Origin of the sequence: Lysinibacillus sp. FJAT-14222 (assembly GCF_001278875.1) — a bacterium.
In the GTDB taxonomy this organism is placed as follows: Bacteria; Bacillota; Bacilli; order Bacillales_A; family Planococcaceae; genus Lysinibacillus; species Lysinibacillus agricola.
Genome location: NZ_LIYL01000005.1, coordinates 18,931 through 30,982 on the forward strand (window position 1 = coordinate 18,931; position 12,052 = coordinate 30,982).

The 12,052-nt window shown below is 33.9% G+C and carries 13 protein-coding genes and 1 pseudogene; 6 read left to right on the plus strand and 8 right to left on the minus strand.

The window, feature by feature from the left end; genetic code table 11:
- Positions 1-80: 80 nt before the first annotated feature.
- Together AN161_RS02135 and AN161_RS02140 are read left to right on the plus strand one after the other, a co-directional pair.
- Positions 81-923, plus strand: coding sequence for an AraC family transcriptional regulator (locus AN161_RS02135; protein WP_053592736.1), 843 nt, complete (start codon positions 81-83; stop codon positions 921-923).
- A gap of 3 nt (positions 924-926) precedes the next feature.
- On the plus strand, positions 927-1,835 hold the full coding sequence (locus AN161_RS02140) for a DMT family transporter (RefSeq protein WP_053592737.1): 909 nt from the start codon (positions 927-929) through the stop codon (positions 1,833-1,835).
- Positions 1,836-1,901: 66 nt separating this feature from the next.
- On the opposite strand, the gene AN161_RS02145 is transcribed toward AN161_RS02140, so the two are convergent.
- Together AN161_RS02145 and AN161_RS02150 are read right to left on the minus strand one after the other, a co-directional pair.
- Entirely contained in the window at positions 1,902-2,159 is a 258-nt protein-coding gene (locus AN161_RS02145) for a hypothetical protein (RefSeq protein WP_143114564.1), read from the minus strand.
- Between the two features lie 36 nt (positions 2,160-2,195).
- The gene (locus AN161_RS02150) at positions 2,196-2,606 is read right to left on the minus strand and encodes an NUDIX domain-containing protein (protein WP_053592739.1); all 411 of its coding nucleotides are present in this window, start codon (positions 2,604-2,606) and stop codon (positions 2,196-2,198) included.
- 238 nt (positions 2,607-2,844) lie between these two features.
- Between AN161_RS02150 and AN161_RS27245 the strand changes: the two genes are divergently transcribed.
- Positions 2,845-2,949, plus strand: a complete 105-nt coding sequence (locus AN161_RS27245) for a YjcZ family sporulation protein (protein ID WP_075807152.1) — start codon at positions 2,845-2,847, stop codon at positions 2,947-2,949.
- 164 nt (positions 2,950-3,113) lie between these two features.
- Here the strand turns inward: AN161_RS27245 and AN161_RS02155 are convergent, their stop codons facing one another.
- Together AN161_RS02155 and AN161_RS02160 are read right to left on the minus strand one after the other, a co-directional pair.
- Complete coding sequence (locus tag AN161_RS02155) at positions 3,114-3,413, minus strand: hypothetical protein (protein ID WP_053592740.1); 300 nt, start codon at positions 3,411-3,413, stop codon at positions 3,114-3,116.
- Between the two features lie 345 nt (positions 3,414-3,758).
- Positions 3,759-4,295 carry a GNAT family protein gene (locus AN161_RS02160; protein WP_053592741.1) on the minus strand — a complete coding sequence of 179 codons (537 nt, stop codon included), beginning with the start codon at positions 4,293-4,295 and terminating at the stop codon, positions 3,759-3,761.
- Positions 4,296-5,104: 809 nt separating this feature from the next.
- Between AN161_RS02160 and yjcZ the strand changes: the two genes are divergently transcribed.
- On the plus strand, positions 5,105-5,239 hold the full coding sequence (gene yjcZ, locus AN161_RS28455) for a sporulation protein YjcZ (protein ID WP_143114566.1): 135 nt from the start codon (positions 5,105-5,107) through the stop codon (positions 5,237-5,239).
- A gap of 241 nt (positions 5,240-5,480) precedes the next feature.
- Here the strand turns inward: yjcZ and AN161_RS02165 are convergent, their stop codons facing one another.
- The 3 genes from AN161_RS02165 to AN161_RS02175 all read right to left on the minus strand — a co-directional run bounded on the left by AN161_RS02165 (position 5,481) and on the right by AN161_RS02175 (position 8,373).
- Positions 5,481-5,957, minus strand: coding sequence for a GNAT family N-acetyltransferase (locus tag AN161_RS02165; RefSeq protein ID WP_241774472.1), 477 nt, complete (start codon positions 5,955-5,957; stop codon positions 5,481-5,483).
- A 757-nt stretch (positions 5,958-6,714) separates the two neighbouring features.
- The gene (gene gdh / locus AN161_RS02170) at positions 6,715-7,500 is read right to left on the minus strand and encodes a glucose 1-dehydrogenase (RefSeq protein ID WP_053592743.1); all 786 of its coding nucleotides are present in this window, start codon (positions 7,498-7,500) and stop codon (positions 6,715-6,717) included.
- A 15-nt stretch (positions 7,501-7,515) separates the two neighbouring features.
- The gene (locus AN161_RS02175; RefSeq protein ID WP_053592744.1) at positions 7,516-8,373 is read right to left on the minus strand and encodes a RhaT/GlcU family sugar-proton symporter; all 858 of its coding nucleotides are present in this window, start codon (positions 8,371-8,373) and stop codon (positions 7,516-7,518) included.
- Between the two features lie 481 nt (positions 8,374-8,854).
- Between AN161_RS02175 and AN161_RS27250 the strand changes: the two genes are divergently transcribed.
- Positions 8,855-8,998, plus strand: coding sequence for a YjcZ family sporulation protein (locus AN161_RS27250; protein WP_075807153.1), 144 nt, complete (start codon positions 8,855-8,857; stop codon positions 8,996-8,998).
- A gap of 1,124 nt (positions 8,999-10,122) precedes the next feature.
- Here the strand turns inward: AN161_RS27250 and AN161_RS02185 are convergent.
- Positions 10,123-10,776: pseudogene (locus AN161_RS02185) on the minus strand (DUF2306 domain-containing protein).
- A 477-nt stretch (positions 10,777-11,253) separates the two neighbouring features.
- Here AN161_RS02185 and AN161_RS02190 point away from each other — a divergent pair.
- Positions 11,254-11,664, plus strand: coding sequence for a GNAT family N-acetyltransferase (locus AN161_RS02190; protein WP_053592746.1), 411 nt, complete (start codon positions 11,254-11,256; stop codon positions 11,662-11,664).
- Positions 11,665-12,052: the final 388 nt, after the last annotated feature.

The following is a 12,052-nucleotide window of genomic DNA, read 5'->3' on the forward strand; positions in this document are numbered from 1 at the left end:
GTAGTCAATATCGTACAATAAAAGCTGAAAGATTTGTGCTACACTTACTTCCATATTACCGAAAAGAAGGTGTTCATGAGATGTTAGAAGAAAGAACCGTTCACTTTGATAATGATCTTCAGATTGAAGCCTATCGTTTCTGTGGAATCATGCAAAAATTCCCAAACCACTTCCATGAATACTATGTGATTGGGTTCATAGAGAGTGGCCAAAGACGATTAACTTGCAAGAACAAAGAATATATCATCAATACCGGTGATTTAATATGTTTTAATCCTCTGGATAATCATGCTTGTGAACAGATTGACAACAAAACATTAGATTATCGATGTTTAAATATTAAGCCTGAAATCATGCGAAAAGTAACCAAAGAGATTACTGGAAAAGACTATCTGCCCCAGTTTAAAACTCCAGTTGCTTATTTAAGTGAACAAACAAGCATATTACATAATCTTCATCAGATGATCATGAACGAATTACCAAATGATGAAAAGCAAGAAACATTTTATATTTTTATCAAGCAGTTAATTGACGAATATACAGAGCCTCCTAATGAAGCTGATTCTGGTGCAAAAACAGAAATGATTAAAAATCTTTGTCAATATATAGAAGCACATTATCAAGAGCGAATTACTTTAGATGATTTAGCGAGAATGGCAAATATGAATAAATATTCTTTAGTTCGAGCATTTACCCGTGTTCGCGGCATTACGCCGTATCGCTATCTACAAACAATACGTATCAATGAGGCAAAGAAGCTTTTGGAACAGGGAGTGCCGCCATTAGATGCGGCCCTGTATAGTGGCTTCGGCGATCAAAGTCACTTTAGCCATTTTTTTATGGAATTTATCGGTTTAACACCTAAACAATATCAAAATATTTTTACTAAACTTGATGAACAATCGACTATTAGAAAGGACTAGTATATGGAGAAAAAAAATACTGTTGGTCATACAGCAGCACTTATTACCATTTTGATTTGGGGAACAACTTTTATCTCTACTAAAATATTATTGAATGATTTTACCCCTATTGAAATCCTATTTTTTCGTTTTGTCATAGGTTTCGTTGCGTTAATGATGATCTACCCGTACCGACTAAAATTAACGAATAAAAAACATGAATTTATTTTTGCTAGTGCTGGTTTATGTGGTGTTACGTTTTATTACCTTTTAGAGAATATTGCCTTAACCTTTACAATGGCTTCTAATGTTGGCGTTATCAGTTCCGTCGTTCCCTTTTTCACAGCCATTCTCACCTACCTATTTTTGAAGGAGGAACCATTACGGATCAACTTTTTCATTGGATTTATTGTTGCAATTACTGGAATCTACCTCATCAGCTTTAACAGTACTTCAAAGTTCCAGCTAAACCCCTTAGGAGATTTATTAGCTGTAATTGCTACGCTCGTTTGGGCTACTTATTCTGTATTGACTAAAAAAATAAGTGGTTACGGATATCATACAATTCAAACGACAAGAAGGGTGTTTTTTTACGGGATTCTATTTATGATGCCTGCCCTTTTCCTGTTTGATTTTGAATGGGAACTGAAACGTTTTACAAATCCAGTTTCTTTATTCAATATAATATTCTTAGGTCTTGGTGCTTCTGCTCTTTGTTTTATTACATGGGGCTATGCTGTTAAAACGCTAGGCACCATTAAAAGTAGTATTTATATTTACGCGGTTCCTGTCATTACAGTACTAACATCTATAATTGTATTACATGAACAAATAACTTATTTGGCGGCATTCGGTATAGTTCTAACATTATCTGGTCTTTTTATTTCTGAGAAAAACTTAGTTCAAAAAAACAGAAAAAAAACACGAGTCTAACAAAATTTAATTAATCAATAAAAATCACCAGAAAACTGAAATTGGAGTAGCTGGTGATTTTCATGTTTATCGAGTAATATAAAGTCGATTAATAGCTAAAATATCTTCAGGGTTATGTAATATATCAGTAGGGAATGCACCTACTAATTTATCTTTATTGCCTTCTCCCCATAATGCGCCAAAACTCATTATACCAGCCGCATTAGCAGCTAAAATATCTGTTGGCTGACCAATTACGACTTTTATTAAAGGTACTTGGCACACGAAATCTTGCTCGTCAGCGATACCAGAAATGGACTTCGCCTTTGGTAGCAAGAATCCCACTGACGTTAGTCAGCTTGCCCTTTAGGGGTGGGAGTGTCAAAAAAACTTTAACTGTTTCAGCGCATAATCGGTTGTCATTGTTATGTTTTCTGGGATTTCATTTATTGAAAACCACTGCACTTCCTCTAAAGCATGAGGCTCTCTATTTTGTACTTCTCCATTCGTAATACGAGCAGCGAAAGTAGGCGCAACATAATGAACATTCTCTGATTGAATAATATGGTTGGTCACACATACCAATTGTGTAATTTCGATGTCCACTCCAAGCTCTTCCTTTATCTCACGTATGATCGCATTTTCTATTGTTTCCATGTAGTCAACCTTGCCACCAGGTAAGCTCCAACAGCCTGCTTCAGGTGCTTTTTTACGTAAAACGAGTAAAATTTTATTAGCCTTATCTAGGATAACCGCCCCCACGCCAACTTTTGTTGATTTCTCTTTTTCCATTTTTATGTCCTCCTCTATAATGACTAACCTCTATCGAATGTTTAATTTCCATAAAGCTAAAATATGTTGCGAATAGTAGATGCCCCTTCATAACGATAAAACTTGTAATATTACTTGGAAAAGTGTAGGAAAATTTATTACTAACTATATTCCATTATTTATTTTTTTAGTTAGATGATTACCATCTTTCCTTTTTACAGCTTTGCGTATTATAGATTGTAGAAAGCAGGGAGTAGTTATGGGCTGTTCAGGTAATGGTTACGGCACAGGGTCCGCTTTTGCCCTAATTGTAGTATTATTCATTCTTTTAATTATCGTTGGCGCTACTTTTATTAAATACTAAAAAACGATTACGCCAACACCTCTATTGCTCATATTTTTATGAGAGAAATACTAATTTACCCCTACATCTTCAAGGGTCACCTTCCTCCAGTGACCCCTTTTTTCTTTCATATACTTCTAACTTAATGACGAAACATTCACTATTATTTTGAAATCAAATTCTTTTCATTCGTCCCATACATCCATTTCCTTCAAAAATTTATATAGATACATACAAAAAAATGAAAGTCCAACCAATAGCAGAATTCCCCCAAATATAAAATTCGATAAAATATACCCTTGCTTTATTACGAGGAAACTATCTGTATCCATGCTTCCACCCATTGAAGTACTTAAATACTCATTTGCTGAATTTACACCATTTTCAACACCGTTTATTACAATTAAAAATCCAATCGCGATTAGGACAAATGTAAACAATCCAAATCCATACTTTTTTATATTCTTCATAATTTTTTCATCCATTTTCTCCTATTCCCCCACTCCTTCAAAAATATAGTATGTGTGAATGTTTATCACGGTCTTGAAATGATTTGACTTCATCCTTTATCACTAAATATTCGATTACTTTTTCCCACGGTCAAAACAAGTCGCTTGGTTTGGAAATATACACCTTTACCTCTAGCTGAACAATGTAGCTGACGCTTTGCTTTCGCTACAAAAAACATTTGCTGAAAAAAATAAATATTTGTATCAATTTTTGGAATATGAAAGGAATTTATGTATTTATTTAAGTAAAAATCATTTTATTTAATCGTTTTAATGATAAAGACCAAGACAGTAATTAATCTATCTTGGTCCATGCCATTATTATGATGTTTTAACCTTTATTAGAGAAAAAATATTAGTGTCATACGGAACACCGTTTTGGTGCATATAATTTTTTAATATCCCTTCTTTTTCAAAGCTTAATTTGATTAATAGTTTATTTGAAGCTTCATTTTCAGTGAAAACAATAGCTCCAATACGCATTAAATCCATCTCTTGAAAGCCAAATGATAGGACTCTATTAACAGCTTCCTGCGCATACCCTTTTCCCCAACTCTCAGGAAAAAGTGCATAGCTAATGTCAGCCCTTTTATGCTCAGTGGACCACTCTTGAAAACCAATAGTACCAATAATACCTTCTTGCCCTTTTAAGGCAATTCCCCATTTAATTCCACGTTTTTCATCATAATTTTTTGAAAAATTTTTAATTATTTGTTTAACCTGCTCTAAACTCGATAAAGGATTCTGCCCATAGTGGCGTAATACATCAGGATTTGAAAAACAATTTAAAACTTCTTGGGCGTCATGTTCGGTAAGTTCTCTTAACACTAATCGTTCAGTATCTAAAATAGGAAACATCTTCTACACTCCATTTCCAAATAAGTTATAAGTTAGATTCTATATTAAATGAGTGTGAGTTGCACTACTGATTTTTTAAATGTTCAAGAAATCCTATAGAATAAAACCTTTATAAATGACAATATCCAACAAGGTCCATTCCAATCAATGCATGCAAATCCATACAAAGAAAGACATAAAAATTCTAAAAATAGCTCTTTATAGATGGATAATGAAATGGTCTCTCATGCCAATAAACTTAGCAAACTCATCCCCAACTTGCCGTCCTGAACTAATTTTATCAATAATTCATGATTAAAACCCTTCCTTACATAAGGTAATTGGCCCTGAGTTCTTTATTTAGTACAACATACTATAAAGGAAAAAGAAGTTTCGTATGTTTGTGGTTGTCATATTAATTTGCCTCAACCATTGTTCCAATAGCACCTTATTCTCTATTTCATCAATGATCTCGTGCGCACCTGAAGGCAGGTCTTAAAATTGTAGCTATCAGTCATTACTTGTGGCGCTTGCTTATATGGGCCTAGTCGAAGTGGAAAATACCGCATTCCAATGTTTAGAAATTAATTTCAAATGTTCGAAAAGAAAACTCTGTAGAAATGGATGCCGGTAAATGTGAACCACACTTTAAAATAACAGTAGAAAATCAACATTAATCCCTTCTCCACAGTGCCCATAGCTGTATTTTATTAATAAAAAGGAAATGTATTATAAAGGCTATGACGTATTGTTACAGCCTTTTATAAAATATATTACTGTTCCTTTCTTCAAATAATCCTGCTATAAATTTTTATAAGGAGGGGATTGTTTTGAGTTATCCATCTTATGGAGTAAATACACCAGGTACAAATTTTGCCTTTGTTATTGTGTTATTCGTTCTTTTGATTATTGCCGGTCTTGGCTTGTTTTATTTATTAAGAACTTTAGTATGGAGCGGTGTGTAGTATTGCCTTATATCCAAAATACTTAAGTTATAGTCTGTTGGTTTTTTAATTATCATAAAGTTAAATTAAAGAATGGGTTAACGGATAATAGAAACTATGTTTGGTGCGATTTTAGGGCTTGCGTGTTTCTACGGAAGTCCTTTTTCATGTTTCTCATACTCTTAGGATAGTGGCAGAAATGTTCTAAACGTTTTGAGACAAATATCGTCGATCTCCTGGTTCTTCATTTCAAGAAACTTCGTTATAAAGTTAATTTCATTTTTCTACTAACGCTCTTCATATCAAAATGTTTATAAAAATCAATTGCTTTCTTATTGAATTCCCAAACATTTAACTCGATTGAGTCAACATCCCTTATTTTAGCCCAAGTTATACAAGCCTTGAATAACAATTTTCCGATTCCTTTTCTTTGTAGGTCTTCTTTTACACCAAAATCATGTATGTAAGCATATTTCCGTTGAACGAGAGACTCAAAAGGTGGAGAAGCTTCAACACTTATAATTGCGAAACCCACTACAACTTCATCTTCCTTTGCAATTAGAATATCACTCTCTTCGTTGTCAATTAGTTCTTTATAATAAGATTCGGGCATTACAGACTCCACACTTTTAAAAATCGTTGGTTCCTCCATCACATGCTCCTCATGCCCTTCTTTTACAATTTCATTCACAGCAAAATAATCTCCCTCTATTGCGATAAAAACCTCAATTGTCATCATATAAGCCCCCTCATATCAACCGCCCATTTTCAAACTGTACGAGCATCGAAATAATATTCCTTTTATTATACAGAGAAATGAGATCATGTGGTTTGATATTCCAATTTCACACCATCTTTTTCATTTCCTCATATCCGCTTTTCGATTGAGGCACATGACTTACAGAGTGGATAAATACAAAAAGACCAGGACTCACTTTATGAATGAGTGTCTGGCCCTTTGTATTTGTTTGACAAGATTACATTGATAGATTACAACATCATTCTAAACAATTTCTGAACAAACCCTAAAAATACTAAAATCTGCCTAATCAGTAAGGTTTAGTCGGCCACCACAAATTACCAACATCCAATAATTTCATTTCTATAGCCCATTTTCAAGAACTACAAATATACAATAGATTCGATGATATTGAATTCAGAAATTTGATGCAATCGACCGTAGATTCGATAATGTTGAACAGAGATTAGATACAATCGATCATATTATTGTTTCCTATTTTTAACATTAATCCCCTCTTAATTATTTTGCATAAACTTTCCCATTTACTACATCTTCAGTTTTCTATTATGGGGGACGGTATCAATAAACATAAAAAAGACTTAGTACCCATTATTAATCACCTGCTGGAGGCTTTAACTTAATTCAGCGGATGTTTGTACACCAGCTGAAAAGAACTTAAACCCGCATTCATTTGTAACTGCCGTTTCACTTACGTTACAAAAGACATTTGCTGAAAGAAGTTACATCATATTACTTATCCACGACCAGCTTGGAATTCAGGATATAAAGTCATTCCACCATCCGCAAATAGAGTAGTCCCTGTTACATAACTAGCTTGTGATGAAGCAAGCCATACTGCGACTGCGGCAATTTCCTCTGGTTTTCCGATATACCCCATTGGTACCATACTTTCCACATCTGCACGTTTTGCTGGATCTGCAAATTTTTCAGCATTTATGGGTGTATTGATCGCTCCAGGTCCGATGTTATTGACACGAATTCCCTTTGGAGCATATTCTAACGCTAATGTTTCTGTCATTAACTTAATGCCCCCTTTACTAGCGGCATAATGCACGAATAAAGGCCAAGGAATTTTCTCATGAACACTGGACATATTGATAACAGTACCTTTAATATCGTTCTCCACGAAGTATTTAATTGCTTCTCGACTTCCTAAAAACGCACCTGTTAAATTTGTATTGATGACTCTATTCCAATCGCTTAACGGCATTTCATGAGAAGCTACTGGATTTTCTATACCCGCATTATTAATCATTACATCGAGGGTCCCAAACTCTTTTATAGCTGTTTGAACGAGATTGATGACATCCGCTTCAACTGTAACATCACCTTGTACAGCAATGGCCTCCCCACCGGCTTTTTTAACCTCTTCCACTACAGCATTTACATCCGCTTCATTTGAACGATAATTTATAACTACTTTCGCTTTTTCTGCTACGAAGCGCATGCCCATTGCTTTACCTAGTCCCGTTGCAGCACCTGTAATCACAACAACTTTTCCTTCTAAATCCGGATACATACAAGGCCCTCCTTTTTATCTTTTCGCAATCCCTAACATAATCCCAGCAGCGACTATAAAAACAATCCCAATGATAATTGCGATGAATTGCTTTTTTGTTTTTTTCTCACCTAATATAAAAATTCCACCTAAAGTAGCGATGACAATCCCCATTTGAGAAAGAGAAAAACTTGTTGCAACTCCTACACGAGGCTGTGATATAAATAAAAACATATTTCCGGCAGCCCATATTAAACCTGGGATAATATTACGAATGGCATACTTATTAAATGGCTTATGCTTAAATGTTAATAAAACCCCACCTATTACCATTCCGATTGCTTGTGGAAATAAGGCAGACCATCCACTTACATTAAATAAGCGTATTACCACTACATATACTAAATAACCAAAAGTGGAAACAAGTAAAATTAAAATTCCTTTTTTCAAATTGCTTCCGTGTTCTTCTTGTTTCTCTTCTGGATTAGGTAGTGATGTGAGAACAATACCAATGATGATACTAATAAGTGCAAGAACACCTAATATAACCGACATTGTTGTCGACCATTCATGAAACACGATCACGCCAAATAAAGTCGTTGATACTAATTGTAGCCCTGTCGAAATGGGCATTGTTTTGGAAACCCCTATTAAATCAATACTTTTCAATTGGTTTACCTGACCTAATGCCCAAAAAAGACCTGATACAATTCCGACTCCAAACACTATAGGAGATAACTCAGGCTTTACAAAAAAGTAAATACCTATAGAGAAAATAAGGGCACCAAATGTTGTGCCAAGTACTTGACTATAGGGTCCACCACCGAGCTTGACGTTAAATAATACAATACTTCCCCAAAAGAGAGCTGGTAATAACGCTAGGATGATATCCATTTTTTAAACCTTTCACCTCTCTAAATGCTTTATTTGATTTAACAAAACATCTATAATACTCTTCTATGATGTGTCAATGGAAATTTTTTATACTGTTAATTAGAATCACCTATTAAGTTGGTTTAATTTGTTATGTGAATCTTCCATTTTCGTCATACAAAATAGACCAAGACGGCAATTAAGCTATCTTGGTCTTATAGAAATCCCTGTTTGCATGTGGATTTTTTACATTTAAATTTATAAATTAATTCCTAAGGCAATTCACTATACAAAAGTAGTTATCTCATCATAATAATATAATAAGCTAATTTTTTAGCCTACACCGCCTTGAATTGTTACTGAGGGTCACTTCCAAACAGTGGCCCTTTTTTTCTCAAAGTATTATTTTCAAAAATTTATACTTCTAAGGTGCTTGTTGGATAAATACCTCTCCACTTTTTGTAACGCTACATATTATAGAAGTAGAAAGGAGGAATGCATCATGGGATGGTTCAGTGGCAATTACAACAACAATTGTTGCTATGGAGGTTATAGCTATGGAGGTGGCAATAACGGTTCAACATTTGTTCTAATTGTTGTTCTGTTCATTCTTTTAATAATTGTCGGCGCTACTTTCATAAATTAATCTTTATAAGAAAAACTCTTTGTAGCTATTAGAAAATATTAACTAGGTGAAATTTTTTGTCTTACACCAGTTCATTCAAGGTCACTTCCACAGAGTGACCTTTTTTAAGTAACGAGATAATACGCCGCCCTTTAGAATATGACTTTGCCCAGCCTCTTTAAAATTTCCCAACAAAACATCAAATGAAATCTTATTATAAACTAGTACCAACAATAATTCTTTTTTTATCTTATAGTTTTTATCCATAAGTGTTGTCGGCACTAGCTTCTTGTTATTAATAAATAATACCAATACTACACTTTGATGCTCATTTATAGGGAAAACTAAGTTATCCCTACCTCCAAATTTATAAGTTAAGAATCACTTTCTTCCGATGCCCCTTTCTATATAAGCCTTTATGAACAATAGTCGCTTCTGGATATTGTAAGTTTATTTAGTCATCTTTTTACATTTTTATTGGTAAAGCACGCCATTTGGTCCCAGCTAAAATAATTATTTATATGAACTGGAACGACCGACTTTTTATAAAGATATTGTCGTTTCTTTTTTAATAGGTATATTAGTAATAGCGTGGGTTCATGTGCTGGTGGTGGTGATGGTGCGGATGGCGATGATGGGTTGGATATGTTGTATGTGTTGGGTAGTAATGCATTGGGTGGTAATGGTGGGTTGGATAATGATGGGCTGGATGATGTTGAGTCGGATAAAAATGGGTTGGAGAAGTAACCGGGTAATATGGATGTCTCCCACCTTGTTGTCCTCCATGACCACCATGCCCGTAATCGTATCGCATAATTTTTCCTCCTTTCGATTTCGATATAGGTTATGCTATAAAAGCATTAACAGTCTACACAAATGCCTATAAGCTAGTCAATTGCCTCCTCTTCACACCTACAAACAAAAGAACAATCGCTATTCCAACTATTTTTCCTATGTTCAATCTAATACGTATAAATTGAGCAGGTTTATTTTATTTTTTAATTTTGTTATAAAACACAATGGATGTTTTCTTGTGTTCTTGAAGTTGGAGCATCCGACAAATTTTATTGACTTCCACTTCCGGCAAGCGTCTAGCCACTCCCTCCACGCTTTGCTTTCGCTACAAAATCATTTGCTGAAAGAAGTTAAAATTGTAAATTCTCATTTTCCTGATGCTTCATCATATTTAATTTTCGTTGTATAAACCATTCTACTACGATTAAATTGAGTACCCAACATAACCAAGCGATTATAGAGTAACTAAGATTAAAATGTTCAAATCCAAATAGTACAGTAAACAAGGCTAGCCAAATTCTTAATGCGACAGCTGCAAAGGTTAAAGAATAATTTCTTATCATCTACTTTTGATGATCAAGAACTTTTTTATATTTAATTTTAGCAAGAGCTTGAAGTGCTGTTATCAGCCAAAATATAGATAAGAAACCAAACCCCAACTGAGACACCAATCCTCCAGTAGCATAAAAGGCTAAATAAAGCCCCGAAACACTACCTAATAAAATACCTAACATATAAATTTTCCCCATCATACGATGACGTTTAATATTTTTTTCTCTAAACCTCGAAAATAATGTAAAGGGACCAATGACTAAAGCCACTATACCAAATACGATATGCAAATAAAGCATTATGTACCAATACGAACTCAATGTTGAATTTAACATAAGCTTCAATTTAACAAACCCTGCTTGATGCGCATCCATGAAAAAATATTGAACCACGGAATAACCAGATATTAAAATAGCTAAACAAATCAATATAAGCCAAGTTTTTTTGTGCATCTTTCTACCTCCTATTTTATATTGTTGGATTTTACTTTCTTCTTACATAAAAGAATCCCCTCACTATTTCTAAACCTATATGCTGTTTGATTTGTGCTTATTTTGTTTTTTTTATGATTTCTTTCCTGTTCATACTGTAACATTTAATTTCACGACATCCCCTTTCCACCTAATAAGTGGCAAAAAATATTTTAAATGAAAATTTGAACCATATAGAATCTTTTGATATTTCTTAGATTGCCATGCCTTCTCTCCCCTACAATATGACACATAAATTGGGTCGATTTAGTATTCTAACGTTCATTGAAAGAATTATCATAAGTAGGATAAAAGAGTTGTAGAGTTACTGTATTTTTATAATTTTGATATAATTCAAACAACTCAATTAAGAACGTGGAAGTAGTTTGAAAGGAGGTATAAGACAGTGGATAAATTACGTTTACACTCTTCAAAATAAAATTTTGAGGAGGAAATAAAATGACAATTGTATTTAAAGAAGAAAAGCATATTGATAAGAATGGTTTAAAAGCACTTTATGAAGATGTAGAATGGTATGCCTATACAAAAGATTTAGACCAATTACAGCAAGCATTGTTAAACTCTATCTATGTATTATCTGCATGGGAAAATGATCAATTAATTGGTTTAACAAGAGTTGTAGGTGATGGTCTTACAATTATTTATATACAGGATATTTTAGTATTGAATAGCCATCAAAATCAAGGCATTGCGACTGATATGATGCATCATATTTTGGAAAAATATAAAGATGTTCGTCAAAAAGTTCTTTTAACAGAAGAAGCACCTGATGTCCGTCATTTTTATGAAAAGAATGGTTTCCAATCTTCTGACAAAGGAACACTTGTAGCTTTTGCAAAAATGAATTAATGGTGTGGGAATGATACACATTTAATCCGACGAAACAATAAATGAATTTTGATATATCCAATATTCTAGGACTTGTGTGTATGAATACACACAAGTCCTTTTGTTATCTACCACATGTTCATAGGGACGCTCATATACATCTGTACATAGCTTTGTATCCCTCTGAAAGGTCAATACTTGAAAGACCGAAAGAGCAAACACTAGAATGATTTTGCTTATCAACATCGCTTACCTGTTATCACCTGTCATGGCTTCTATCACATATTTGCTTCTTACTTGCTGTCTATAGGAAACACCTACCCACAAACAAAAGGCTTAGGCAGGTGCTTTAAGCGATGATTTATCGTAAATAAAAAACCTATTAGATAGTTTCATCATATCGGTATTC